A 24,218-nucleotide genomic window follows, 5' to 3' on the forward strand; every position below is an offset into this window, starting at 1 on the left:
GCCTATAAGATGGTCCTGCGCCCGTCATCACATATATCGGTGGGATCAACATGAAGCATGGCGATAACGTCTAGGCAGTCTGCGAATGCACCCGGGCGTCGATGTCGAGCGCTTCCAGGCTGACCACGGCCTTGATGGGCAGGTGGTCGGAAGCCACGCGCGCCAGCGGTGAATCATGCACTTCGACTGCGGAGATCATGCCGCGGCGGTTTGCCATGATGCGATCGAGCGCTAGAAGCGGCAGTGTCGAGGGAAAGCTCGGTACGGCAGGCGGTAGCGGTCCGAACGCGTTCTGGATGGTATTGAGAGACGAGCGGTCGCCGAGGCGCCATTCATTGAGATCGCCCAGCAGGATGGTCGGCGTCTCGCTGCCGTCGTTCATGAGGTCGACGATCAGACGCGTCTGCTGCGCGCGCGAGCGATGCAGCAGGCCGAGATGCGCCGCGATAATCCTGAGGCTCCCGCCACGAGCCAATTCCAGTTCGGCGATCAAGGCACCACGCGGCTCGAGCCCCGGCAGATTGATCTGGTGGACGTCGCGAACCGTACCCTGCTTGAAAAGAACCACATTGCCGTGCCAGCCATGCGCTTTGGTGACGCCCGCGATCGGCACCGGGATGAGGCCTGTCTCCCGTTCGAGCCGGCGCAGATCGAGGATGCCCGTGCGTTCTCCAAAACGCGTATCGGCTTCCTGCAGACCGATGACATCGGCATCGATTTCATGAATGACGCGGCTTGTCCTTTCCGGATCAAAGCGGCGGTCGGCGCCGACGCATTTGTGGACATTGTAGGAGGCGATCAAAGTGCCTTCGGGGCGATCGGGCTTGCTGCCGGCCGATTTTGGGCGCGATTTCTTTCGGTTCTTCAGGCTTTCCAGAATGCTCGCACGGAGACTTTCTTTCTTCTTTCGCATCTATCCGTCGACCGTTCCTTGATCAGATCACGTCGGGCACGTTGGAGAGAGTATAAGAAGCGATTGTTGGCCTTGTCATGTAAAAAGGCTGCGACGAGCACAGTTTGTCTGGCAGCGAGACCGTCAGAGATAGGGCGAACCGAGCCAGAGAACCTTCTCGACAAGCCTTACGATGAAAGGACGTGCCCGAAGTCTTTCGAGATCGACTGGATGCGCCGATTCGAGGATTGCGCCGATATGCATATCGATCGTGTCGGCAAAGTCACGATCGAGTATCTCGAGATCCACCTCGAAATTAAGCCGCAGGGAGCGCGGATCGAGATTGGAAGAGCCGACATAGGCCCAGATACCGTCGATGGACAAAAGCTTGGAATGGTTGAAGGCGCCTTCGGCGCGCCAGATGCGGCAATAATTCTTCAGCATCTGGTCGAATTGCGCCGTCATGGCGCGGTCGACGAGCACCAGATTGTTGGCCGTCGGCACGACGATATCGACCTCGACTCCACGCCGCGCTGCGGTCACCAGCGCGCTGATCAATTCGCGATCCGGCAGGAAATAGGGCGACATGATGCGGATGGATTTGTGTGCCACCGACAGCGCGCCGATCAGCATCTTGTGATTGGTCTCGACGCTGCGATCCGGACCAGAGGCGACGACGCGCATAAAAACGGGCGCTCCAGGCTGGTTGGAGGGTGCGGCGATCCGCCATTCCCCGCCATTCAGGACTTCGCCCGTGGTAAAGCGCCAATCCTCGGCCGCCGTATTGAAGAGATCGGCGACTGCAGGACCCGTTACGCAGAAATGCATGTCGCGAGCGCTGTGCTCGTTTGCGAATTCGCGCGTAAAGCCTTGGCGGATATTCATGCCGCCGGTAAAGGCAATTCGCCCGTCGATGCTGAGGATCTTACGGTGGGTGCGCAAATTGGCGTAGGGCAACCGCAGGCCAATGATGACATTGCCGTTGAAGACGTCGACCTGAACGCCGCCTTCGCGCAGATAGCCCATGATGCTCGGCACGGAATAGCGGGCGCCGACGGCATCGATGAGTACGCGGACGCTGACACCGCGCTTGGTCGCGGCAATCAGGGCATCGGCGATGCGGAGGCCGATCGGGTCGCGATCGAAGATATAGGTCTCCATCAGGATACTGCGCTCGGCGCCGTCGATTGCGGCTTTCATCGCAGCATAGGCGACATCGCCGTTCGTCAGCATCTCGATCGTGTTGCCCGTGCTCATCATATAGCGAACGACGCGGTCGCCGAGCGTCTTCATCGAACCGAACCGATCGCCGAACCGCCGCCGCACTTCGCCGTCATCGGCGTCGAAGCTGGAGAGCTCGCCATTCGCATCCTTGCGAAAGAGCGCGTCGCGCTGCGAGCTGAGCGAGGCCCGGCGGATGCGATTGATGCCGGCGACAGCATAGAGGACGGCACCAATGATGGGCGACAAGATGATGACGCCGACCCAGCCGATCGCAGCTCGGACATCCTCTTTGGTCATGGCCGCATGGATTGCAGCGGCTGCCCCCATCACGATGGACAGGACGGCGAGAATTTGGCCCCAATGGGCAGCCACGAGGTCGATCATGATGCAAGTATATCCTTGCCCGCAAAAGCTGCAATGAGTGGGCCGGCGATCGTCGGGATGTCATCAATAGCGGTGCGAAACTTCATCTTATTAGATAATTTTAATTGAACCCTGTTTAGACCAGCATCATACTTGGGGTGCTTCGGCTGCTTCGCTACCGTCCCCCACGGTAACTTCTGTTTCTTGTTTGAAGCGCCACTGCGGTTCGAGAGTCGAGATCGAAGAACGCCAGTCATAGCGTCTTGGCTGCTCGGGGGAGGCGTCAAAGCCCGCGTTTCAAGAACGGGCATCGTTCATCAAAATCTTGTTCAATGATGCGAACGGAGAACAGCAGATGTTGGAATCTCGGGACGAATGGATCAAGAAGCGCGCATACGCCATATGGGAAGAGGAAGGCCATCCTTCCGGTCGCGACGTCGAGCACTGGGCGCAGGCGAGCAGCGAGCGCATCGCGCTTGAAAAAACCACAGCAGGCGGCGGCACGATCGATATCAAGCCCAAGGCGAAGCGCAAGACGGCAGTCGCCGCGGCGGCTGTTGCCGAGGAAAAATTGGCCAAGCCAGCGAAGAAGATATCGAAGAAGGCTGCAGCCGCGAAGGTATAGGACGCATCAGCTTCAGGAGTGTGGCGGAGATGAGGGCGGCTCGATGGCAACATCGGGCCGTCTCTCTTTTCGAGACGGTAACGGAATATTCGCAATAATTTCGGTGATTTGGCTCTCATCCGCGAAATAGTTGTCACACATCGATGCTACAGCTTGCGAAGGGAGCTCAGCAATGTGTCGCAGCTATATCGATGATCTGAAACGGATGGTTGTGGCGATCGTCGCAGCGCGCGAGCTTTTGCGTCTTGTCATTAGCTGGGAGGCGGTGCAGTGACATCACTCCTCGTGCTTGCTGCGCTCTATCTTCTGGCGGCTTTGGTCCTCATTCTGATCATCGATCGCTCGGTTGGCGTGTTTTTCCCTGCTTCCGCCAAGCAACATGCTGCTGTACGGCGTGATCGGCGATTGCGGGTGCTCCCGAGCAATCTGCTATCCGACAATCGCAGCTCGTCCGGCCAAATCTCGGAACCTTTTCCCTGACGACGGGTTGGTCTTTCTTCCCAGCAAGGAGAAAGATCATGCCCCGAGGAGACAAATCCGCCTATACCGAGAAGCAGAAGCGCAAGGCCGAACATATCGAAGAAGGCTATGAAGACCGCGGCGTTTCGCAGAATGAAGCGGAGCGGCGCGCCTGGGCGACCGTAAACAAGGAAAGCGGCGGCGGCAAGAAGTCCGGCTCCGGTCGCGGCCATTCCGAAAATCACGAATCGTCCGAAAAGGGCGGCAGGATCGGCGGACGCGCCGCTGCAAGCCGACCCGCTGCGGAGCGCTCCGCCTCTGCAAAGAAGGCGGCTGCGACGCGTAAACGCCACGAGCACAACGCACATTCCTAGGTCATTGGTGAAGACTGGATGCGATCGTCGAAATCCATTCGGCCGTCGCTACGAAGTTCATATGGTTTTCTGTGTATATGCCTCCGCCTGTAATCGTCGATTGCCTCTTATCTTTCGGGATGTCGACGCTAAATTGCAGTCCTGCGGCGATCATTGCAGCTGATTGCTCTCAATTCCGGAGAGGGAAAACCGAATGGCCTATGAACTCTATTACTGGGATGGCATTCAGGGGCGCGGCGAATTCGTCCGGCTGACGCTGGAGGAAGCCAGCGCAGGCTATGTCGATGTTTGTCGTGCTCCTGCCAGCAAGGGGCAAAGCAAAGGGCACGGAATGCCCGCCATGTTTGCCATCATGGAGGGTAAATCCGAACTCGGCCTCCCATTTGCGCCGCCATTTCTGAAGGACGGTGATCTGATTGTTCCGCATGTGGCGAATATCCTGATGTATCTCGGGCCGAAACTGGGTCTGGCGCCGAGGGACGAAGGAAAGCGCCACGTGTTGAACGGCCTGCAGTTGACGATCACCGATCTCGTCGCCGAGGTACACGACACGCACCACCCGATCGCGACGTCGAAATATTACGAGGATCAGAAGCAAGAGGCCAAAGCGCGCGCTGCGGAATTCATCGAGAACCGCATTCCCAAGTTTCTCGGCTATTTCGAGAAAGTGCTGCAGCAGAACCCCGAAGGATCGAGCCATATCTTCGGCGGCGAATTGACCTATGTCGATCTTTCGCTGTTTCAGGTCTATGAGGGGCTGCGCTATGCCTTTCCGCGCGCGACAAAGCATTTTAACCGCGATTATCCGCATCTGACTGCGCTGCACGCAGCTGTCATGAAACGGCCCAACATTGCTCGCTATCTTCAGTCCGATCGCCGCATTCCCTTCAATGAGAACGGCATTTTCCGGCACTATCCGGAACTGGACAAAGATGTGGGCTGAGCGATGCTGCTTTATCAATTCATTTCTGCATGCTGGATCATCTGGCTGTTGATCTGGCTCTTTGCTTCGTTCGGCGTCAAGAAGAGCGTGCGGCAGGAAGATCCGTTGTCGCGGCTCGGCAATACCGCGCCGATCTGGATCGGCGCCTTCCTGCTTTCAATCGATCCATCCTGGTTCGGCCCCTTGAGATATCGCATCATTCCGCAAGACCTGACGTCTTATACAATCGGTGCTGCTCTGACCTTCATCGGTCTGCTCTTCGCCGTCTGGGCGCGCTATCACATCGGCAGAAACTGGAGCGGCGTGATTACGCTCAAGGAAGATCACGCGCTCATACGCTCCGGTCCCTATGCGCTTGTCCGGCATCCCATCTATTCCGGCCTGATGCTCGCCATCATCGGTTCGGCAATTGCGCGGGGTGACATCGCTGCGGCTCTCGCCATCGTCGCCGTTCTCTATGCCGTGCTGCGCCGTGTGCGGATCGAGGAAAGTTGGATGAGCGAGACCTTCGGCTCGGCTTACGCCGACTATAAGGCCAGCACGCCGGCGCTGGTCCCGTTTCTAGTGTAGCCTCAGACTTTGAGCGGCGATGCCGCCTTGAAGAAATCTGCCCAAGGATCGATGCTCGATTGGCCGAGGCGCGATGCAGCATTCTTGACGGTAAAGGATGCCGGCCCGATCTTGTCGTCCAATTCGTCCCAATTGACCGGCATCGAAACGGCCGCGCCCTTTCTTGCGCGTGTCGAATAGGGTGCGACCGCAGTATTGCCGCGCCCGTTACGCAGATAATCGATGAAGATGTGACCAGCCCGTTTCGCCTTGCTGGCGACCGACAAATATGTCTGCGGACTATCGGCACTCATCGCATGGGCGATCGCTTCAGCGGCATCCTTGATATCAGGCCAGGTCGCCTGCGGTTTGACGGATGCGACCACATGCAGGCCCTTGCCGCCGGACGTTTTGACAAAGGAGGTCAGGCCCAGGGCCGCGAACCGCTCCCTGATCTCCTTTGCCGCGGTCACGACCTTGCTCCATGCGACATCCTCGCCGGGATCGATGTCCATGATGATCATGTCGGGCTTTTCCCAATGATCGATCGTGGTGCCCCAGGGGTGTATCTCCAGGGCGGCTGATTGGACGAGCGCAGCAAGCCCGTCAAAACTCTCGATCTTCAAAAGCTTTGCAGCGTCTTTGTCTTCGGGATCGGCAATTTCGGTGATGTGATGATTGATGCCTTTCCAGGCATGTTTCTGGAAGAAGCGCGGCCCGTCGATACCATCGGGGCAGCGCAAGAGGGCGAGGGGGCGGTTGATGACGAATGGCGACATGCGCTCCCACGCCGGGGCATAATATTCGAGAAGATCATGCTTGGTAATATTATCGTCGGGCCAATAGACCCGCTCCGGATGGGTCAATTCCACCGACGTCTTGATGCCGTCATGAGTGGGCGTCTTTGCCATCTGCATGCGCTCCATCTTCTGCGACGCGAAGGCGTCGCGCTGGGCAAGACTAGCATTGCCCGGCGCGCAAAGCGACCGATGGCCGCATCTCACGGCATGAGCTGGCCGCCATTGACCTCGATGATCTGGCCGGTGATGTAGCCGGACAGGGTGGGAGAGGCGAGGAAGAGGTAGGCGCCGACACAATCTTCCGACGTGCCGACGAAGCCCATGGGGATCGTCTTGCGCTGCAGCTCCATCTGCTCGTCATTGGTATAGCGCTCGTGAAATGGCGTCGCGATGACGCCGGGTGCGACGGCATTGACGCGGATCTTGTCGTTGACGAATTCCTTGGCATGGCCATGGGTAATGGTCGAGACGAACCCTTTGGAAGCCGCATAGAGGATCGCACCGTTGCCGCCGCCGTTGCGCGCGGCAATTGAGGTCGTGTTGATGATGAAGCCGCCTTGTTTTTTCAGGTGAGGATGAGCGGCGCGGGTGGCCGCAAGGACGGAGCGTGCATTGAGGTTCATCACCCGCTCATAATGCTCATCCGTCATTTCGGCGGTTGGAAGCCGCCCGAGCATGCCGCCAGCATTGTTGACCAGGCCATCGAGGCCGCCCAAGGCGTCTACCGCATCCTCGACGATGCGCTCGGTCCCGCCGTCTTGCGAGACATCGCCCTGAATGAGATGGACGGTCCCGCCGCCAGCCTTGATTTCATCGGCCAGCTTTTCCGCCGGCTCGCGGCTCGCATTGAAGTGCAGGCCGATCTTCATGCCCTGTGCGGCAAAGGCGCGTGCCACGGCAGCGCCGATGCCGGTCGAAGCGCCCGTTATCAATACTCTTTTGCCGGCAAGATCGGGAATGCGAATGGACGCAAGCGATTGCGCGAGTTCTGCCATGACGACTCCTCCTGAACGTCAACCAATCATACGACGAAATATGCCTTTGTCTTATCAGGCTCGGGGGCGAAAAGGCAATCATGCCAAGTTCGACAAAAGGACGCGATGGCCTCCTGCAGCGCTCGATGGGGAATCCCATAAACGGATGAAACGATCTGGCGTGACGGCTTGGCCGCGGCTAATGAAGGTGCCAGGGAGTCGGGCGACTGAGCTTTTTACGATGAAGCGACGGCGACGCGGCTTTCGACAACACAGAGAGAGACCGAACATATCATGAGCAAGAACAAGCTGATCCGTTTCGATGTCGCCGACAACCAGGCCGGCGGCCAGCGTCGCCCCTTCGCAAAGGCCGTCCGGGCAGGAGATTTCGTCTATGTCTCGGGCCAGGTTCCGACGATCAACGGTGAAATCATCAGCGGCAACATCGTCACGCAGACCGAGCAGGTCATCGCCAACATCAAGGATGTTCTTGCTCTTGCCGATTGCACGCTCGAGCATGTGGTGAAGGTCAATGTGTGGCTGGATGATGCTCGCGATTTCTCGAGCTTCAACGCCGTCTTCGAAAAGCATTTCATCGATCATCCGCCCGCACGCTCGACCGTGCAATCGCCGATGATGGTCGACGTGAAGGTCGAAATGGACGTTATCGCCTACAAGCCGCTGGACTGAGCCAGCGCCATTTTTTCTTCGATTGCGGTGCGTCCGTTGTCGCATCGCAATCAATCTCCCGTCCGTTCTGCTGCATCCGTGGTGACGCGAGTGGGAAGATCAGTCTTCCGAACATCTGAATCTTAAACCAGATGCCGGCAATGTGCTGCTTCGGCAGCGCTGGCGTGCTTTTCTTTTTTCCGACTTTTTTCGGTAGGCCGCGATCCTTCATGGCCGAAGCGCAGAGTTCGCTGCCACCAGGCCGCAGCCTCGATATCTCCGCGCAATTATCGGTAGCGGCGGGCTGTATTCCGATCGTCAAAGACATGCCCGCAAACCTTCAAATCAATGCCTGTTGATTTCCAATCAGCGATTGACGAGTCTTAAAACTCAAGATTAAATCAATTTGATTGACTACTCCAAAACAGCAAGAGGGGCTGAAAATGGAAATGAGGAAAAAGTCATTGCGCAATCTATTTCAACGGACATCATTGGCAGCAGTGGCGCTTAGCGCCTCGCTGGCGTTTGGTGTGGGTATCGTCTCGGCAGCGGAATCCGTACTGACGATGCATATAGAAGAGCAGACCAGCTGGGTCAGCAACTTCAATCCTTTCGATCTGGCCGGCCGTCGCCAGAGCACGATGGATTTCATCTACGAGCCGCTGGTCATCTTCAACGCCAATGACGGCGGCAAGCCGGTCTGGCGTCTGGCGACCAGCTACAAGTTTTCCGACGACCTGATGTCGATCACTTATGAGCTGCGTCCCGGCGTGAAATGGTCGGATGGCCAGCCGCTGACCTCGGCTGACGTGAAATACACGATCGAGCTGATGCTGAAGAACCCGGCTGTCGACACCGTCGGTGTCGGTCAGACGGTCGCCTCTGTCGAAGCGCCGTCGCCGACAGAGGTGACGATCAAGCTCAAGGCTGTGAATTCCGAATTCCCTGAATCGCTCGCCGATCTCGCCGTCGTACCTGAGCATATCTGGAAAGACGTTGCCGATCCGGTCGCCTTCAAGAACGAGAAGCCCGTCGGTTCCGGCCCGATGACCGAGGTTCGTCGCTTTACGCCACAGGTCTACGAGCAGTGCCGCAACCCGAACTACTGGGATGCCGCGTCGCTGCACGTCGATTGCCTGCGCCTGCCACAGATCTCGGGCAACGACCAGATGCTGGCGCTGCTGCCGGAAGGCACCGTCGATTGGATCGGCTCGTTCCTGCCGCAGATCGACAAGACCTTCGTCGCGCTCGATCCGCAGCATAATGGTTACTGGCAGCCGCCAGCCGAAACCGTTGCCTTCGAAATGAACTTCAAATCTTCGAATGCCGGTAATTTCGAGGCATTCAAGGATCTCAACTTCCGTCATGCGTTCAGCTTGGCGATGGACCGCAAATCGATGGTCGATATTGCCGGCTTCGGTTATCCGGTCGTCAACCTGCATGCCAGCGGCCTGCCGCCGCGCTTCGAAAGCTGGCGCAATAAGGCCGCTGAGGGCGATAAGGATGCCTTCATGGGCTTCGATAGCGAAAAGGCAAACAAGATCCTCGACGATGCTGGCTACAAGAAGGGTGCGGATGGCTTCCGTACAACGCCGAGCGGCAAGCCAATCACCTTCGCGGTCATCGTGCCGAACGGCTGGACGGACTGGATCGACGCGGTGCAGATCGCCGTCGAAGGACTGCGCGCCGCCGGCATCAACGCCTCGGTCGCAACGCCGGAATACGAACAGTGGCGCAAGCAGCTTCTCGACGGCAGCTTCGATGTCGTCATGAACTCGCGCGCCGATAGCGCAACCCCGTTCCAGGGCTATTATCAGAGCCTGTCGACGGCCTATGCTGGCAAGCTCACCGTCGCCGCGCCACGCTACTCCAACCCGAAGCTCGATGCGCTCTTTGCTCAGTATCTGAAGTCGTCTTCCGATGATGATCACAAGAAGATCTTCAACGACATCCAGGTTCTGATTGCCGATGATTTCCCGGTCGTTCCCGTCTTCAACGGCCCGACATGGTACCAGTATTCCAGCAAGCGTTTCACCGGTTGGGTCACAGACAAGGATCCGGTGATGAACCCGGAAAACCACGACAACAACCGCATGCGTCTCATGCATCTCTTGCGTCTGAAGCCGGTCCAATAAGGCCAAAGCGAAGGAAGCAGAGATGCGCGTTTCAAGCCGGCGCCTTGGCGTCTATGCGGTGGCTTTGGCCTTCGCGATCGTCGTGAACTTCATTCTTCCCCGGCTTATGCCGGGGAGTCCCGTCGACGCCATGGTCGCCCAGCTCGGGCCGCGGGCCACACCCGCGGCCGTAGAGGCGATCAAGGCGCGTTTCGGCGAGATCGATCAGCCGATCATGATGCAGTTCCTCGATTACCTTAAAGGTCTCGCCACCTTCGATCTTGGCGTTTCGGTTAAATACTATCCGCAGACGGTGGTCCAGGTGCTGAGCCGGGCGACGCTGTGGACCATCTTCCTCGTGGTAACCGCGATCATCTTTTCACTATGCGTTGGTGTCATCCTCGGCGCGGTCGCGGCCTGGAGGCGCGGCGGGCGGTTCGATACGATCGTATCGCCTTTCGCAGTCATCCTGTTCTCGATACCGCCCGTCATTGTGGCGCTCACGACCTTGTTTATCTTCGCCGTGTCGCTGCGCTGGTTCCCGGTGGGATATGCCTATGATCCCAATCTCGATCCGGGCTTCAATTTCACCTTCTTCGGCAGCGTGTTCATGCACGCGATCCTGCCGGTTCTGACGCTATCGCCGTTCCTGATCGGCGAGTTTCAGACGACGATGCGTTCGTCCATGATCGTCGTGCTCGGCGAGGATTACGTGACGATGGGTCGTGCCAAGGGATTGAGCAATCTCGCGGTCATGTTCGGCTACGGCGCGCGTAACGCGCTTCTGCCGGTGCTCACCAATCTTGCGCTGATACTCGGCGCCGTCTTCGGCGGTTCGATCGTTACCGAGATTGTCTTCAATTATCCGGGTCTTGGGCTGACGCTGTTTACCGCCAGCGTGGCGCGCGACTATCCCGTCATTCAGGGGCAATTGCTGCTGATGACGCTCGCGACGCTTGGCGCCAATTTCCTCGTCGACATCATCTACGGCCTCGTCGATCCGCGATTGAGGGAGACAGGCCGATGAGCTTCTCCTTCCGATCCATTTTCAGCCAGAAGAAGGCGCTCGTCGGCTTCGTCATCGTTGCGGCGCTATGCCTGATGGCGATCTTCGCGCCGATCATCGCGCCGGGCGAACCAGGCGCCCGTGTCGGTCGCTCACATCAACCGCCATCCGTCGAGCATGTCTTCGGCACGACGAAGATGGGCCGCGACGTCTACAAGCAATTCGTCTGGGGCGCGAGAAGCTCGCTGTCCGTCGGCTTCGCCACGGGCATCGCCATTACCGTGCTGGGCACGGCGATCGGCCTGATCGCCGGCTATACCGGCGGCAAGACCGATGCGGCGCTCGACCTTGCCACCAACGCCGTGCTTGTTATCCCGAATATGCCGCTCCTCATCCTGCTCGCTTCCTTCGCGGGCACGGTCGGGCCGATAACGATCATGACCATCATTGCCTTGACGTCATGGCCATGGGGTGCGCGCATGACGCGCTCTCAGACTATGGCGCTGCGCAACCGCGATTTCGTCACCGCCGCCAAGATGATTGGCGAGCCGGCCTGGCGCATCATCTTCGTCGAGATCTTGCCAAACCTGACACCGCTCATCGGCATTAACCTGGTCGGCAGCATCATCTATGCAATCGTCGCCCAGACCACGCTCGAATATCTCGGCTTCGGCGATCCGCTGAAGGTCATCTGGGGTACCATGCTCTATAATGCCCAGAACGCCTCGGCCATCATGGTCGGCGCCTGGTGGGATATCGGCGTGCCGGCCATCGGCATCGCGCTGACGGGGCTCGGTCTGGCGCTTATCAACTTCACTTTCGATGAAATCGCCAATCCGCAATTGCGTTCCGGCCCGGCCTTGACCCGCTGGTTCCGCCTGACGCGTGCCCGCAATCGCATGATGAGGACCGAGCAATGAGCGACAATCTGCTTGAGATCGAACACCTCAACATCGATTACCTGCTCGACAAGGGCGATTTCCGGGCGGTGAAGGATGTCTCCTTCAATATCGGCCGCGGCGAGATCTTCGGTCTTGCTGGTGAATCCGGCTGCGGCAAGAGCACGATTGCCTATGCGATCACGCGGCTCTCCAAAGCTCCGGCCTGGATCAGCGGCGGCAGCATCCGCCTTGACGGCCAGGATCTGCTGAAGATGCCGGAAGGCGATCTGCAGAGAATCCGTTGGAAACGCATCGGCATGGTGTTCCAGAGCGCCATGAATTCGCTCAATCCGCTGATGCGGGTAGAGGCGCAGTTCCACGACGTGCTGCATCGCCATACCGGCTGCTCACGCCAGGAATCGCGTGCGCGGGCCGAGGAGATGTTCAAGCTGGTCGGCATCCCGCCGCATCGCGTCGGCGATTACCCGCACCAGTTTTCCGGCGGCATGCGTCAGCGCATCGTCATCGCCATCTGCCTGGCGCTGCGTCCTGAACTCATCATCATGGACGAGCCGACGACGGCGCTCGATGTCGTCGTGCAGCGTGAGATTCTGGAGCAGGTTCTCGACCTGCAGCAGACCTATGGTTTCTCGGTGCTCTTCATCACCCATGACCTGCATCTGATGGCACAGCTTTGCCATCGCATAGGCGTTATGCTGAAAGGCGAATTAGTCGAGGTCGGCGATGTCGCCCAGGTCAGCCAGTCGCCCGTTCACGAGTACACGCGCAAGCTCTGGAATGCCATCCCGCAGCTTCCGGCCAGCGCCCATCCTCCCGGAGTTTTCGCATGAACCCGCAGATACAGGCCGTAACTGCAGAACCCGTCATCCGGCTTGATGATATCCAGCGCCACTTTGGCCCCGTGCACGCATTGAAGAGCGTTTCCTTTTCGCTATTCGGGGGAAAGGCGCTGGCATTGGTCGGCGAGTCCGGCTGCGGCAAGACCACCTGCGCCCGCATCATCGCCCGGCTCGACAAACCGACGGGCGGCAGGCTGCTGTTTCGTGGGCAGGATCGCACTGCACGCGGTTCGGGCAGGGAAGAGCGGATGTTCCGCAAGGATGTGCAGATGGTGTTTCAGGATCCGTTCTCCTCGCTCAACCCTGCCTTCACGATCAATCATCACATCGCAAGGCCACTGCAGTTGCACGGTGGAGACAAGCCGAAGGCCGAGCGGGAAGAGGATATTGCGAAGCTGCTGGAAAGCGTCGGGCTCGATCCCACGGTGACACGCCAGAAGTTTCCGCACGAACTCTCCGGCGGCCAGCGTCAGCGTGTCAATATCGCTCGTGCCCTGGCGGTCGCGCCGAGCGTGCTGGTGGCGGATGAGCCAACCTCGATGCTTGATGTCTCGATCCGCAAGGACATTCTCGATCTGCTGGCGCGGGTAAAACGGGAAAACGATCTCGCCATGCTCTACATCACCCATGATATCGCAACGGCCGCTCATGTTGCAGAGGAGATCGTGGTGATGTTTGCCGGCCAGATGGTCGAGTGGGGCGAGAGCAATGCCGTCCTTGCCGATCCGAAGCACCCCTATACGCAGCTCTTGCTTTCGGCGGTGCCGGATGGTGGCCGCAGGTTCGTGACCGGCGGCAGCGCCCGCTTCCTGGAGCAGGCGGAAAAGATCCGCGCGCTCAGCCGGCCGATCTCGACCGAGGTCGAGCAGATCGGCCCCAATCATTTCATGCGCGCGCTCGCCACATCGAATTAGGAGGATTCCCCTTGGACTATCTGGTCAATCTATCGACCCTGCCGGTCGACATGCAGTCGCCCGAGCGCATGGCGAAGGCGGGCGTTACCATAAGGCGCGCACTGCCGCCGGAGTTGCGGCTCATCACCGGCTGGGTGGCCGAACATTTCAGCCAGGGCTGGGCAAGTGAGACGACAGTCGCAATGACCCGCCAGCCGCCGACATGCTTTATCGCCACGCGAAATCGGGAGCTTGTCGGCTTTGCCTGCCACGAGGCGACGGCACGCGGTTTCTTCGGCCCGACCGGCGTCGACGAAAGCGTTCGCGGTCTCGGCATCGGTCGGGCGCTGCTGTTTGCCTGCCTCAACGACCAGAAGGCCATGGGCTACGCCTATACGGTCATCGGCGATGTCGGCCCATCGGAATTCTACGAGAAGACGGTCGGCGCCATACAGATCCCCAATTCCGCACCCGGCATCTACGCCGGCATGCTCAAGCTTTGAACGATATCTTCAGGAAGAAAGAATGCTCATGTCCACACCGCGATCCCCGGCTCTGCGGCTTGAAACCACCTGGAACCCGCCAACCGACGAAAAGGAATTTTCCTATGTCCTGCGGCTGAAGAACCTATCATCGGAGCCGCTTTCGGGTTTCACCCTCTGCGTCAGCGGCCCCGGTCGTGTCGATCCGGCCGGCGTTGTCGAAGGCGCGACGGTTACCAAGCGGCTGTCCAATTTTACCGAATTCCAGCCGCCTGAGGGCTTCGTGCTGGCCGGTGGCGGGACGTTGACCGTCACCGTTCGCGCGCTGAGCTGGCAGTTCCGACATTGGAACGATGGCGCCAATAGCGCTTATCTCGCATTCCCCGATGGCACCACGGTATCACTTGGCACCGAACCGACGCGCACGTCGTCAAGCAATGCGCCGTTGAAGCGCGGCGCAGAGGTCTATCCGGTGCCGTCCAATCCGCCGGTGCCGCTGGCGATCATTCCCTGGCCGAACCGTGTCGCCGTCTCCTCCCGTCGTCCGCTTCCTGCGGGCTTTGCCTTGAAGGCCACGGCGTCGGAGGCGCAGGCTGCTGCTGAAAGCTTTACCACTCTTGTCGAGCATCTCTTTTCAGCTGAAGGACTGATCCGCTCCGAAGCGGAGGGTGCCGTGCCGGTGGAATTGCGAGAGGCCGATGGTTTGGGCGCCGAGGCCTATAGGATTGCCTTTTCGCCAGAAACCATAACGGTCGAAGCGAGCGCGCAGACCGGCTTCGTCTATGGTCTCGTCACCATCGGCCAGATCTGGCGCGGCGCGCGCCTGTATCCGCAGGCATTCCATTTCCCTGCGGCCGGTGAGATCGTCGACGAGCCAGCGATGAGCTGGCGCGGCCTGCACCTCGATGTCGCACGGCAATTCTACGGTTCGGCTGAAATCAAGAAGCTGATGGCGGTGCTCGCCTGGAACAAGCTCAACCGCTTCCATTGGCATCTGTCGGATGATGAAGCATGGCGCGTCGAGATCGATGCCTATCCGGCTCTGACCGAGATTGGCGCGTGGCGCGGTCATGGCCTGCCGATGCCGCCGCTTCTCGGCTCCAGCCCGGCTCGCACCGGTGGTTATTACACCAAAGCCGTTGTGCGCGACATCGTCTCCTACGCCAAGGGCCTTGGCATCGAAGTTCTGCCGGAAATCGATATACCCGGCCATTGCTATGCCATGCTCCAGGCAATTCCCGAGCTGCGCGACCCGAATGAAGCCGGCAGCTATTATTCGGTCCAGGGTTTTCCCGATAACTGCCTCAACCCGGCGCGTGAGAAGACCTATGAAGTGATCGAGACGATCCTTTCGGAGCTGATCGAGCTTTTCCCGTTCAAGACGATCCATATCGGTGCCGACGAGGTTCCCCTCGGCGCCTGGTCCGGCTCGCCGGAGGCGCTGGCACGCCTGCGCGAGATCGCCGGCGGAGATGTAGCGGAAGCACATGCCAAGCGATTGAACGTCATCACCAATACGCATGGAGCCGACGATATTCATGGCTCGGGCGCGGCCTTCCTGCAGGCGGAATTCCTGGAGCGCATCCAGGCATTTCTCGCTTCAAAGGGTTGCGTGACAGGCGGTTGGGAAGAGGCCGCCCATGGCGACAGGATCGACAAGGACAAGAGCTATCTCTGTAGCTGGCGTAGCGTCGAGGTCGCGGCCGAGCTTGCCGGTCGCGGATACGAGATCGTCGTTTGCCCGGGCCAGGTCTATTATCTCGACATGGCGATGCGCCCCGATTGGGACGAGCCGGGCGCAAGCTGGGCAGGTCATTCGGATCCGGAGAAACTCTACACCTTCGATCCCATCGGTGGGTGGACGGACGCCCAGAAGAAAAAGCTTCGCGGCATTCAGGCCTGCATCTGGTCGGAGTCGATGACCGATCGGGCCATTTTCGATCGGCTGGTCTTTCCGCGTCTTTCGGCACTTGCCGAAACAGGCTGGACGAAGTCCTCGGCCAAATCCTGGGAACGTTTCAAGGCATTGGCCGGCACCATGCCGCTGCTCTACGGTCTGCATCAATTCTGACAGCCTGATGCGGGGCTCTCAGGCGCGATCCGCGTTGACCGCGCCTGAGTTAAATCAGTAATACAAGGCCGGCTCTATTCGCGGCCGTTCAAGAATGAATAACGGCACGATGCGTCAACGGCTTCTGCAGGACATCGAACTGCGGATTTGTTTCGGAAAAGATGGGCAGCGCGGCCGCGCCTAAAATGGCGGTATCCTTGCCGCTGGCGCCGATCATCAACCGTGGAATGCTGCGCTCTTCCGTTGGGTTGACCGGGGTGTGCAGAGGCTCGACGCTTTCGGCCAGCCCTGTCATCAAGGATGTCGGCGCACTGCCGCCAAGCACGATTGTCTGCGGATCGAAGGCCAGCTCGAGAAAGTCGATTGTCTGGCGCAGCGGCTGTACCGCCTGTTCCAGCCATGCCTTCAAGCCATGGCCGTTTGCCGCGATCAGCGCATCCAGGTCGTCGGGATCCAGCTCCTGCGCATTCTCTATGCCCAGACATTCGTAAGCGACGGATGGCGAGACATAGCGATCGAGGCAGCCGCGTTTGCCGCAGCTGCAGAGCTTGCCATGCGGCTCGACGATGATATGGCCAATTTCGCCGGCGTTGGCGCGGCTGCCCTTGTAGAGATGGCCGTCGAGGAACATGCCGGCGCCGATGCCGCCGTCGCCGGCGAGAAAGAGATAGACGAAGCTGCCAAGACCGCGGGCAACGCCATAGAGCCGCTCGCCGATCGCCGCTGCCGTGGCGTCGTTTTCGACGAGTACCGGGAGGTCGATCAGGCGTTCGAGTGCGCTGGCAACGGGGAAATCCTGCCAACCCGGCAGATTGAGCGGACTGAGCGAGGTTACGCCGCCATCGGCGTAGCGTCCGGGCAAGGCGATACCGACGCCAAGCAGCCTGTCTCGATCAAAGGAAAAGGCTTTCTGCAGATCCCTGACAATCTCCGCAAGGACCGGCATCGCCTCGGTCGGTCCCGGCCTGTCGACATGGCATTCGACGCGGGCGCAGACCGTGCCGGATAAATCAGTGAGCACGCCGGCCGCACGCTGGCGCCCGAGTTCCAAACCGATGGAGTAGGCGCCAGCCGGATTGATCATGTAGGGCGTGATCGGTTGACCGCGGGCGATCTTCTGCGCCTCCATCGCGATCAGGAGATGCGAACGCGCGAGTTCCTCCACGATATTCGAAACCGTCTGCGTGGTCAGCGCTGTCATGCGGGCAATGGCGGCCCGCGACATCGGGCCATTGGTGCGAATGGCTTCGATCACGACGCGCCGGTTGTGAGATTTGGCCTGTTCGAGATTCGTGCCTGAAATAGTTTTCATGAGAGGATAGTGGAGCACTCAGTTCGTGTTGCTGCTTGTCGCGCTTCGCCAGTGCGTGAGGTGAGGGTGGCCGCATGACTTTGCTTGCCCTATGTGGGCAGTTTCTATTCTTTTGTCGATCGATTCAAGACTGGGTCGGCTGGGTCCGTGCCGTTTAAGGGATAATATAGAAGGCTTTTTCTTTTGCGTGGATGATTGGCGCATATCTTTACTGCGGCTGGCATTGCGTTAGTGTCTGATTACCTCGGCCTTTTGCCGCGGTAAGCCCCGGAGGAATTCGATGATCAGACTGCTCGGAATAGCCATTATCTCGACCTGCATCGCAGGCGGTGCGATGGCAGCGGATGCGACATGCAAGGCCCAGGCTGCCGACAAGAAGCTGGCAGGCGCCGCATTGACGAGTTTCACCAAGAAATGCGAGAAGGATGCCGCAAGCGCCTGCGATACTCAGGCCGCATCGAAAAAGCTTGCCGGTGCCGCCAAGACGAGCTTCGTCAAGAAGTGCACCTCCGACGCAGTCGGCAGCTGAGCTGATCGTCCGAACTCAGGATTTCTCAAAACACTCCGGCCGTCGCCGGCGGCCGGATCACAAAAGTTCCTGGTTATCAATGGTGCACGGTGACGCTGCCATATTGCGAGATATTCCTCGCTTGGCAGCCAACCGCGCTCAGACCATATTACTCTTTGCGGTAGGTACCCTGCAGGGTCACGCCGTTCGCGAAATCGCACGTGCCCCCCTGCGACACGCGCCAGGTCTTTGCGTTGAGGCGATCGAGACCGATCTTGCACGCGTCTCTGGAGAGTTCAGCATGTTCTTTCGCCAGCGGCACGACGCCGTCGAGACCGTCGGCATTGACATCGCCGGCATCTGCTCCGCCCGGGCCGACGAAGGTCGAGGAGAGCGAAACTGCGAGGAGACCATCGACCGGCCCGAAGATCGCAAGGTGGCCCTCATTGCCGTCGGCGCTGTTCGACTGGAAATCCGTCGAAGCGCTTTGTCCGCCCTTAGTCCTCAAGAGAGACGCAATCTGGTCGTCATAGGCCTGCCGGGCGCATGCTGCATCGCTGCAGGATTGCACTTTGGTGATCCAGCGCAGCTGCCGTTCCCGAACCTTGTCCGCATCATCGCGTTTCAATGCGGCGGCATAGAGATCTCTCACCATCGCATCGCGAGCAAGCAGCGATTTGTCCTGACAGATCATATGGTCGCTTGGCGAGCCTGGCTTTGAGCAATTGATCCCCGCGGCTTCGACAGGTATGGCAGAAAGGCCGATGATGATCATGGCCGAAACGGATTTTGCTATCTGCATGAGGCACCTCCATCACCCGATACGTCAGCTAATTATGGCTGCTCGCGGCTTCGTAAAGATCATGCCGGCGTGCAGTTGAACTGGGCCGAATATCGCGTCGGCATTTGAAGATCGTCAGTATTCTCCTAATTTGCATTGAGCAGATGGACATCAATGGGGAGGTCACGTGGAAGGTGAAACGCAATTGTCCGGCAGGGTCACATTCCTGATCGTCGGTTCCTTGTTTCTTGCCTTCACCATAGCAATGGGAGCCCTGGCACTTCATCTTTATCGGACCTATGCAAATGCGACCGCCATGGCGGCCTGCACGGTTTTCTCCTGGGGCTTCGGCAGCATGCTGATATCGATGGCGCTCGTGCTGCTGACCTCGAGAAAGAAGGTTCGGGGCAGGCTCGCCACTAGGCGCGGCAAGGTAACAGTCAGGCTCGGTAACCGATCACCAGGCTCCAATGGTCACGTGACCGGCGATGGCGTCGAAGCCGAAGGCGAGGCAGGGGTGCCCATCACAAGCGTAGTCCCATCGCTCTTCCTGGCCGCCTCCTCGATCGGCCTGGCGTTCTTCGGCCTATTTCTTTTCGGCCGACACCGGCTCGACCTTATTGGATCGGGAATGTTCATCGCATTCGTGATCTATATTGCAAATTGGAGCAGGCTGGCATGGCCGCGCAAATAGCTCCTTTGTGCTGGCAGGAGCGCGGAGGCGAACGGACCCGTACGCCTCCGCCGACTATTCCGACCTCTTGCATCGGTCCACAGACCGCCCAATGTCAGGCGGCATGCTTTTGACCGCTTTCGGTCGAGGGATTTGCTTGCAACGGATCGAGGTCTACTCGATATGCGAACAATTTGCGGCCAGCTCGGACGCTTATCGGAATAAGCAGGGGCAGAAGCAGATCTCTCAGAAACAGGCTGAGCCGACTGTTTTTTCGTTTTCTGGAAGCATTTTGCCGGGTGAGTTTAACCACGCGCGCAATACGCGGGCGTCGCAAGGCTTCGTAGCGAGCAAAGGCGGCGCCGTAGTCGAGCGTATCTGCCAGGCAGGCGGACAGAACAACGGCATCCTCCATGGCCATCGAGGCACCCTGGCCGGCATGCGGGCCGATGGCATGCGCGGCGTCGCCGAGCAGTACGACGCGCCCGCTCGACCAGACCGGAAGCTGCGGCATGTCGAAAATTGGATAGCTGCGCTCGATCCTGTCAACAGTGCGAAGGATCGAGCGATTGGGTTCGGGATCGTCGGCATGCATCTGGCGGACGTGAGCGGCCAGTGCCGTCGGTTCAAATGCGCGTACCGCGTCCGGCGTGTCGGCGGGGAAGGAATCGAACCAGTAGACGGGATGGGAGGCCGTCTTGAGGTAGCCGAAGAAGGCTTTCTCGCCGAAGGTCATGCGCATCACGCCATCGGTATCCGGTATGTCGGCATCGACGATGCCGCCTGTGCCGATCAGACCCGTAAATTGCGGTAGGGGGTAATCCGGAAATATTTGCGTGCGGACGAAGGACCGCAGTCCGTCGGCGGCAACGAGCAGGTCGACGGCAAGACCGGCACCTTCGGAGAAGTTGAGCGTTACGGCATGCGCGTGATTGTCGACGTTGGTCACGCGCCGGCCAAATTGTATGGTGATGCCTTCGGCTTGGCATTTTTCGATCAGAATGCCCGTAAGAACGCCGCGCCTTATGGTAACGGCTGGTGTGCCGAACGTCGCCAAATGGTCGCTCTGGTCGACGAGCGCTAGCCTTTTGCCGCGGGCATTGCAGAGCTCGATGGCGCGGGTTTCCAATCCCTCGCGCAACACTTCTTCGTAGCAGTCCACCGTGCGCAGCCCGTTCATGCCGTTGGAAGCGAGCGTCAGAAACTCTCCTTCGGACAGGGCGGCCTCTCTGGAACGGGCTTCGAACAGCACCGGACGAAAGCCGAGCCTTGCCAGCCGCAGCGCGAGCACAAGCCCGCCAATGCCGCCGCCGCATATGCCGATCGTCGCCTCGTGGTGTGTCGCTCGATTCATGGTTGCGGCAGGATCGTCAATGGGGCACATTGGTTCTTCCTTCTAATAGTTTGATAAATGAATTATTCGATGGTCGAACAAAAGTCAAATGAAGAACAGCATCGCCTCATGGAAGCGATCAGCCTTGCCTGCATGCGCTGGCAGGAGGTGACCGAGAGCTTCGACGAAACCTTCGGCAAGCTGCATGGGCTCAACAGCGCCGAGCGGCGATGCCTCAGCGTGATCATGCGCGCGCCGCAGCCCGCAAACGCCGTCGCCAAGGCTATCGGCCTTGCGCCGCCGTCGGTTACCGCCTTGATTGATCGCCTTTCGGCGCGGGGTCTTCTCCACCGCGTTCCCGATCCGAACGACCGGCGTCGTGTGCTGGTGGCGCTGTCCGAGAAGGCGATCAGGCTGGGACGCGAAGCCTATGGCCCAATCGAGCAGGCCGGCGCGCAGATGCTTAAACAGTTTTCCGAGGCGGAAAAGCAGGTGATCTTGCGGTTCATCACACAAGCCATCGAGATGCAGGAGCGAGAGCTCGAGCGGCTGTTACAGCAGGACAAGAGCTGAATTCAATCGCCGGCGGACGATGCCCCGATTTTAGGAACGCGGTACGTCTTGCCATGATCTACGGCATTTCTTTACTATCCGATGTTATAATCGGGCTTGGGGATAAATTTGAAGGCCCGCTGGGAGAAGATGCTGGACGCGGAAATCGTCGCATTCCTGGAAGCCTGTCCGATGGCGGCACTTGTGCTCGACGCCGTCGGCACGATCGTCTTTGCCAATGCGGGAGCCCTGGAGCTCTTTATCCTTTCAGATGCGCCTCACGACCTATCCGTCTTGGATTTGATACCGGACTGGCCGCTGCCGGACGCTGCCTCGCAGCCATTGCTCGTGACAGGCGCCGGCCATCGACGGGATTGCCGGGTCAACGTCATGACTTGGTTCTCGGCGTCAGGAAGGCTGACGGCGGTTCTTATCGAACCAGGAAACGAAGATCGCCATGCCGCGGTGGCGGCGAGAGAGGCCAATCTGCGCCTTCGATATGTGATAGAGATGCTGCCGGAAGCGGTCTGCGTCTTCGATGCGAGTGATCGCTACGTTCTGTGGAACGAGAAATATGCGGAGCTCTATCCGGATATCGCCGATCACCTCAAACCGGGCATCGCTTTCGAAGATATCCTGAAGATCAGCCTTGCCAGCGGCCGCATGCCGGAGGTCGTCGAAGACAAGGATATGTGGCTGAAGCAGCGCATGCGAAAGTTTCGCCAGCCGGTTTCACAGGAGGAGCAGCAGCTCCAGGATGGGCGATGGCTTCGGCATGATGATCGGCGCACGCCCGACGGCGGGGCCATCGGAATGCGGATAGACATTAGTGAGCTGAAACAGCGCGAAGAGCGGTTGCGGCAGCTTTTCGATGCCAATCCGATGCCGATGCTCCTATGCGATGGCAGCAATCTGCAGATCATTCAGGTCAACCGGGCAGCTATCGACTTCTATGGTTTTTCAAAAGCGACGCTGCTCTCGCGGAGGGCGTGCGACATGCATGTCGAGAGCGAGGCGGATCGCTTTGCAGATGGCCTTCTCGAACTCGAAGGCGACTGCGAGGCCAGAACCGTCTGGCGACAAAGAGTGGCCGATGGGACGGAACGCCACGTGCTTGTTTACGTTCGGCTGCTCCATGAAGGCCTGGAACGCCGCCTCCTGCTGACTATCGCCGACGTCAGCGATCGTATTCTCGCGGAGGCCGAAGCCAATCGTCTGGCACGGCACGATATGCTAACCGGATTGCCGAACCGGATGTGCTTCTACAAGGCCCTCGATGACGCCTTGAAGATGAACAGTGGAACGGGCGTCGCCGTTTTCTGTCTTGATCTCGATGGGTTCAAGCCGGTCAACGACACTTTCGGGCATGCGGCCGGCGACGAGGTTCTCAAGATGGTGGCCGAGCGGCTGCGCGGCGCAGCCAGAGGCCACATGGTTGCGCGCTTGGGCGGCGATGAGTTTGCCATCCTGATGACCGGGGAAGGAAGCGATATCCCCGATGTGGCGAAGGGTTGCATTGCTGCCTTCAAATCCTCCTTTCGCATCGAGGGCGCCACCGTCGATATCGGTATCAGCATCGGCGTTTCGGCGGCGCCGGAGAATGGCGAGAACGGAGAAGTTCTGATTCAGGAAGCGGACCGCGCCCTCTACGGAGCCAAAGCCAACGGCCGGAACACATGGCGGATGGCGAGCGGCGACCACCGCCAACAGGCTGTTTCAGGGCGCATGAGATAAGAGGCGATTCAGAAATGCACGGGGCTATGTGGCTCTTGAACTTGGCTTGATCTCTCCTCATTTCAGTAGCCACTGTTTCAATCTGTCGAACTGACAGCCTCCTGGTTCCCAACAGTTGCTGCCGTTCCTCTATGCGACGCGTCCGCGTCGGAGGAGTTTTTATGGGCTTTATTGATCGTGACATCCAGCCGTCATCCGATGCCGGGCTGCTGGATGCCTATTCGCAATCGGTATCGAGTGCTGTCGATCTCGTCGGTCCGGCCGTCAGCCGGATCGAGCGTTTGGGTGGCCGCGCCGGGCACGGTTCGGGCTTTGCCATTTCGCCTGATGGCCTCGTCGTCACCAACAATCATGTCGTTGACGATGCCAAGGCCGTACGCATCAAGACCCCGGAAGGGGCAACCGTTGAGGGCAGGGTGCTCGGGCGCGATCCGGATACCGACCTCGCTCTCATTCGCGCCAATGATTGGCCGGGCAATTGGGCGCGACTTGGCGATTCCAAATCGCTGAAGCGCGGTCACATCGCGATCGCCATCGGCAATCCCCTCGGCTTCGAATGGACTGTGACCGCCGGCATCGTCTCGGCGCTTGGCCGCTCCATGCGCGCGGCCAGCGGGCGTCTGATGGAAGATATTATTCAGACGGATGCCGCCCTCAATCCCGGTAATTCTGGCGGTCCGCTGGTTTCGTCCGCCGGCGAAGTGATCGGCGTCAATACCGCCGTCATACAGGGCGCGCAGAGCATCGCGTTTTCGGTTGCCTCCAATACCGCCAAACATGTGGTGTCCGAGATCCTGCGTTTCGGCCATGTCCGACGCGCCTATATCGGGATTGCCGCCGATACGGTCGAGCTGCATCGGCGCATCGCGCTTGAGGCTGGCGTCACCCATTCGACCGCTGTGCGCCTGCGCCGCGTCGAGAAGGATAGTCCGGCGGAAAAGGGTGGCCTGCAGGAGGGTGACTATCTGCTTGCCATCGATGGGCACGCCGTCTCCGGCATAGACGATGTCGTCCGGCTGCTTGATGGCGACAAGATCGGCATGGAGATCGAGGTCTTGATCTTCAGCGTTGCCGGCCTGATCGAGCGCAGACAGGTCAAGCCTTCGGCACGCCCTGCTATTTAACGAATGGTGCTAATCCCTGAGA

General features: G+C 59.3%; 26 protein-coding genes. 18 read left to right on the forward strand and 8 right to left on the reverse strand.

The genetic code is table 11. From position 1 onward, the window contains the following. Positions 1–70 precede the first annotated feature (70 nt). Both PH562_RS14610 and PH562_RS14615 read right to left on the reverse strand, forming a co-directional pair. On the reverse strand, positions 71–913 hold the full coding sequence (locus PH562_RS14610; RefSeq protein WP_285173801.1) for an endonuclease/exonuclease/phosphatase family protein: 843 nt from the start codon (positions 911–913) through the stop codon (positions 71–73). Between the two features lie 123 nt (positions 914–1,036). Then, on the reverse strand, positions 1,037–2,500 hold the full coding sequence (locus PH562_RS14615; RefSeq protein WP_285173802.1) for a phospholipase D-like domain-containing protein: 1,464 nt from the start codon (positions 2,498–2,500) through the stop codon (positions 1,037–1,039). 334 nt (positions 2,501–2,834) lie between these two features. Between PH562_RS14615 and PH562_RS14620 the strand changes: the two genes are divergently transcribed. The 5 genes from PH562_RS14620 (at position 2,835) to PH562_RS14640 (ending at position 5,450) form a co-directional block, all read left to right on the forward strand. After that, entirely contained in the window at positions 2,835–3,104 is a 270-nt protein-coding gene (locus PH562_RS14620) for a DUF2934 domain-containing protein (RefSeq protein WP_285173803.1), read from the forward strand. A gap of 270 nt (positions 3,105–3,374) precedes the next feature. Then, positions 3,375–3,584 carry a hypothetical protein gene (locus tag PH562_RS14625; protein ID WP_285173804.1) on the forward strand — a complete coding sequence of 70 codons (210 nt, stop codon included), beginning with the start codon at positions 3,375–3,377 and terminating at the stop codon, positions 3,582–3,584. A 38-nt stretch (positions 3,585–3,622) separates the two neighbouring features. Continuing rightward, the gene (locus PH562_RS14630) at positions 3,623–3,937 is read left to right on the forward strand and encodes a plasmid stabilization protein (protein ID WP_285173805.1); all 315 of its coding nucleotides are present in this window, start codon (positions 3,623–3,625) and stop codon (positions 3,935–3,937) included. Between the two features lie 193 nt (positions 3,938–4,130). Continuing rightward, entirely contained in the window at positions 4,131–4,880 is a 750-nt protein-coding gene (locus tag PH562_RS14635) for a glutathione S-transferase (RefSeq protein ID WP_285173806.1), read from the forward strand. Between the two features lie 3 nt (positions 4,881–4,883). Continuing rightward, the gene (locus PH562_RS14640) at positions 4,884–5,450 is read left to right on the forward strand and encodes a methyltransferase family protein (protein WP_285173807.1); all 567 of its coding nucleotides are present in this window, start codon (positions 4,884–4,886) and stop codon (positions 5,448–5,450) included. 2 nt (positions 5,451–5,452) lie between these two features. On the opposite strand, the gene ligD is transcribed toward PH562_RS14640, so the two are convergent. After that, positions 5,453–6,346, reverse strand: coding sequence for a non-homologous end-joining DNA ligase (gene ligD / locus PH562_RS14645; protein WP_483315347.1), 894 nt, complete (start codon positions 6,344–6,346; stop codon positions 5,453–5,455). An 83-nt stretch (positions 6,347–6,429) separates the two neighbouring features. Continuing rightward, complete coding sequence (locus tag PH562_RS14650; protein WP_285173809.1) at positions 6,430–7,224, reverse strand: SDR family NAD(P)-dependent oxidoreductase; 795 nt, start codon at positions 7,222–7,224, stop codon at positions 6,430–6,432. A gap of 273 nt (positions 7,225–7,497) precedes the next feature. On the opposite strand from PH562_RS14650, the gene PH562_RS14655 reads away from it, so the two are divergent. Then, positions 7,498–7,893 carry a RidA family protein gene (locus PH562_RS14655; protein ID WP_113228901.1) on the forward strand — a complete coding sequence of 132 codons (396 nt, stop codon included), beginning with the start codon at positions 7,498–7,500 and terminating at the stop codon, positions 7,891–7,893. Here the strand turns inward: PH562_RS14655 and PH562_RS14660 are convergent. Further along, complete coding sequence (locus PH562_RS14660; protein WP_285173810.1) at positions 7,868–8,200, reverse strand: hypothetical protein; 333 nt, start codon at positions 8,198–8,200, stop codon at positions 7,868–7,870. The genes PH562_RS14655 and PH562_RS14660 overlap by 26 nt on opposite strands. Before the next feature lie 121 nt (positions 8,201–8,321). On the opposite strand from PH562_RS14660, the gene PH562_RS14665 reads away from it, so the two are divergent. From PH562_RS14665 to PH562_RS14695, 7 genes are read left to right on the forward strand one after another with little or no spacing between them, the layout of a single operon-like run. Continuing rightward, on the forward strand, positions 8,322–10,007 hold the full coding sequence (locus PH562_RS14665; RefSeq protein WP_483315349.1) for an ABC transporter substrate-binding protein: 1,686 nt from the start codon (positions 8,322–8,324) through the stop codon (positions 10,005–10,007). Positions 10,008–10,029: 22 nt separating this feature from the next. Continuing rightward, positions 10,030–11,013: an ABC transporter permease gene (locus PH562_RS14670; protein ID WP_113228738.1), complete on the forward strand. Its 984-nt coding sequence runs from the start codon at positions 10,030–10,032 to the stop codon at positions 11,011–11,013. Then, a complete protein-coding gene (locus PH562_RS14675) occupies positions 11,010–11,912 on the forward strand; it encodes an ABC transporter permease (protein WP_285173812.1) in 903 nt (300 codons plus the stop codon). Before PH562_RS14670 ends, PH562_RS14675 begins: the two co-directional genes overlap by 4 nt. After that, a complete protein-coding gene (locus PH562_RS14680; protein WP_285173813.1) occupies positions 11,909–12,724 on the forward strand; it encodes an ABC transporter ATP-binding protein in 816 nt (271 codons plus the stop codon). Before PH562_RS14675 ends, PH562_RS14680 begins: the two co-directional genes overlap by 4 nt. After that, entirely contained in the window at positions 12,721–13,647 is a 927-nt protein-coding gene (locus PH562_RS14685; RefSeq protein WP_285173814.1) for an ABC transporter ATP-binding protein, read from the forward strand. The genes PH562_RS14680 and PH562_RS14685 overlap by 4 nt, the downstream gene beginning before the upstream one ends. An 11-nt stretch (positions 13,648–13,658) precedes the next feature. Then, on the forward strand, positions 13,659–14,129 hold the full coding sequence (locus tag PH562_RS14690) for a GNAT family N-acetyltransferase (protein ID WP_285173815.1): 471 nt from the start codon (positions 13,659–13,661) through the stop codon (positions 14,127–14,129). Between the two features lie 22 nt (positions 14,130–14,151). After that, complete coding sequence (locus PH562_RS14695) at positions 14,152–16,179, forward strand: beta-N-acetylhexosaminidase (protein ID WP_285173816.1); 2,028 nt, start codon at positions 14,152–14,154, stop codon at positions 16,177–16,179. Positions 16,180–16,267: 88 nt separating this feature from the next. Here PH562_RS14695 and PH562_RS14700 read toward each other — a convergent pair whose 3' ends face one another. Next, a complete protein-coding gene (locus PH562_RS14700; RefSeq protein ID WP_285173817.1) occupies positions 16,268–17,491 on the reverse strand; it encodes an ROK family transcriptional regulator in 1,224 nt (407 codons plus the stop codon). A gap of 280 nt (positions 17,492–17,771) precedes the next feature. On the opposite strand from PH562_RS14700, the gene PH562_RS14705 reads away from it, so the two are divergent. Beyond that, positions 17,772–18,020: a hypothetical protein gene (locus tag PH562_RS14705; protein WP_095437480.1), complete on the forward strand. Its 249-nt coding sequence runs from the start codon at positions 17,772–17,774 to the stop codon at positions 18,018–18,020. A gap of 148 nt (positions 18,021–18,168) precedes the next feature. On the opposite strand, the gene PH562_RS14710 is transcribed toward PH562_RS14705, so the two are convergent. Next, positions 18,169–18,801, reverse strand: a complete 633-nt coding sequence (locus PH562_RS14710; RefSeq protein WP_285173818.1) for a lysozyme inhibitor LprI family protein — start codon at positions 18,799–18,801, stop codon at positions 18,169–18,171. A gap of 166 nt (positions 18,802–18,967) precedes the next feature. Between PH562_RS14710 and PH562_RS14715 the strand changes: the two genes are divergently transcribed. Beyond that, on the forward strand, positions 18,968–19,474 hold the full coding sequence (locus PH562_RS14715) for a hypothetical protein (protein ID WP_285173819.1): 507 nt from the start codon (positions 18,968–18,970) through the stop codon (positions 19,472–19,474). Between the two features lie 94 nt (positions 19,475–19,568). On the opposite strand, the gene PH562_RS14720 is transcribed toward PH562_RS14715, so the two are convergent. Continuing rightward, a complete protein-coding gene (locus PH562_RS14720) occupies positions 19,569–20,837 on the reverse strand; it encodes an FAD-dependent monooxygenase (protein ID WP_285173820.1) in 1,269 nt (422 codons plus the stop codon). 78 nt (positions 20,838–20,915) lie between these two features. Between PH562_RS14720 and PH562_RS14725 the strand changes: the two genes are divergently transcribed. The 3 genes from PH562_RS14725 to PH562_RS14735 all read left to right on the forward strand — a co-directional run bounded on the left by PH562_RS14725 (position 20,916) and on the right by PH562_RS14735 (position 24,196). Then, positions 20,916–21,359, forward strand: a complete 444-nt coding sequence (locus tag PH562_RS14725; RefSeq protein ID WP_285173821.1) for a MarR family winged helix-turn-helix transcriptional regulator — start codon at positions 20,916–20,918, stop codon at positions 21,357–21,359. A 129-nt stretch (positions 21,360–21,488) separates the two neighbouring features. Further along, the gene (locus PH562_RS14730) at positions 21,489–23,072 is read left to right on the forward strand and encodes a diguanylate cyclase domain-containing protein (RefSeq protein ID WP_285173822.1); all 1,584 of its coding nucleotides are present in this window, start codon (positions 21,489–21,491) and stop codon (positions 23,070–23,072) included. Between the two features lie 161 nt (positions 23,073–23,233). After that, a complete protein-coding gene (locus PH562_RS14735; RefSeq protein ID WP_112415069.1) occupies positions 23,234–24,196 on the forward strand; it encodes a S1C family serine protease in 963 nt (320 codons plus the stop codon). The last annotated feature ends 22 nt before the right edge of the window (positions 24,197–24,218 follow it).

Origin of the sequence: Rhizobium centroccidentale (genome assembly GCF_030182565.1) — a bacterium.
In the GTDB taxonomy this organism is placed as follows: domain Bacteria; phylum Pseudomonadota; class Alphaproteobacteria; order Rhizobiales; family Rhizobiaceae; genus Rhizobium.

Excerpts from the sequence above, each read along its gene's own strand:
- PH562_RS14610 (WP_285173801.1), bottom strand. The coding sequence starts at position 913 with ATGCGAAAGAAGAAAGAAAGTCTCCGTGCGAGCATTCTGGAAAGCCTG.
- PH562_RS14615 (WP_285173802.1), bottom strand. The coding sequence starts at position 2,500 with ATGATCGACCTCGTGGCTGCCCATTGGGGCCAAATTCTCGCCGTCCTG.
- PH562_RS14620 (WP_285173803.1), top strand. The coding sequence starts at position 2,835 with ATGTTGGAATCTCGGGACGAATGGATCAAGAAGCGCGCATACGCCATA.
- PH562_RS14630 (WP_285173805.1), top strand. The coding sequence starts at position 3,623 with ATGCCCCGAGGAGACAAATCCGCCTATACCGAGAAGCAGAAGCGCAAG.
- PH562_RS14635 (WP_285173806.1), top strand. The coding sequence starts at position 4,131 with ATGGCCTATGAACTCTATTACTGGGATGGCATTCAGGGGCGCGGCGAA.
- PH562_RS14640 (WP_285173807.1), top strand. The coding sequence starts at position 4,884 with ATGCTGCTTTATCAATTCATTTCTGCATGCTGGATCATCTGGCTGTTG.
- ligD (WP_483315347.1), bottom strand. The coding sequence starts at position 6,346 with ATGCAGATGGCAAAGACGCCCACTCATGACGGCATCAAGACGTCGGTG.
- PH562_RS14650 (WP_285173809.1), bottom strand. The coding sequence starts at position 7,224 with ATGGCAGAACTCGCGCAATCGCTTGCGTCCATTCGCATTCCCGATCTT.
- PH562_RS14655 (WP_113228901.1), top strand. The coding sequence starts at position 7,498 with ATGAGCAAGAACAAGCTGATCCGTTTCGATGTCGCCGACAACCAGGCC.
- PH562_RS14660 (WP_285173810.1), bottom strand. The coding sequence starts at position 8,200 with ATGTCTTTGACGATCGGAATACAGCCCGCCGCTACCGATAATTGCGCG.
- PH562_RS14665 (WP_483315349.1), top strand. The coding sequence starts at position 8,322 with ATGAGGAAAAAGTCATTGCGCAATCTATTTCAACGGACATCATTGGCA.
- PH562_RS14670 (WP_113228738.1), top strand. The coding sequence starts at position 10,030 with ATGCGCGTTTCAAGCCGGCGCCTTGGCGTCTATGCGGTGGCTTTGGCC.
- PH562_RS14675 (WP_285173812.1), top strand. The coding sequence starts at position 11,010 with ATGAGCTTCTCCTTCCGATCCATTTTCAGCCAGAAGAAGGCGCTCGTC.
- PH562_RS14680 (WP_285173813.1), top strand. The coding sequence starts at position 11,909 with ATGAGCGACAATCTGCTTGAGATCGAACACCTCAACATCGATTACCTG.
- PH562_RS14685 (WP_285173814.1), top strand. The coding sequence starts at position 12,721 with ATGAACCCGCAGATACAGGCCGTAACTGCAGAACCCGTCATCCGGCTT.
- PH562_RS14695 (WP_285173816.1), top strand. The coding sequence starts at position 14,152 with ATGCTCATGTCCACACCGCGATCCCCGGCTCTGCGGCTTGAAACCACC.
- PH562_RS14700 (WP_285173817.1), bottom strand. The coding sequence starts at position 17,491 with ATGAAAACTATTTCAGGCACGAATCTCGAACAGGCCAAATCTCACAAC.
- PH562_RS14705 (WP_095437480.1), top strand. The coding sequence starts at position 17,772 with ATGATCAGACTGCTCGGAATAGCCATTATCTCGACCTGCATCGCAGGC.
- PH562_RS14710 (WP_285173818.1), bottom strand. The coding sequence starts at position 18,801 with ATGCAGATAGCAAAATCCGTTTCGGCCATGATCATCATCGGCCTTTCT.
- PH562_RS14720 (WP_285173820.1), bottom strand. The coding sequence starts at position 20,837 with ATGTGCCCCATTGACGATCCTGCCGCAACCATGAATCGAGCGACACAC.
- PH562_RS14725 (WP_285173821.1), top strand. The coding sequence starts at position 20,916 with ATGGAAGCGATCAGCCTTGCCTGCATGCGCTGGCAGGAGGTGACCGAG.
- PH562_RS14730 (WP_285173822.1), top strand. The coding sequence starts at position 21,489 with ATGCTGGACGCGGAAATCGTCGCATTCCTGGAAGCCTGTCCGATGGCG.
- PH562_RS14735 (WP_112415069.1), top strand. The coding sequence starts at position 23,234 with ATGGGCTTTATTGATCGTGACATCCAGCCGTCATCCGATGCCGGGCTG.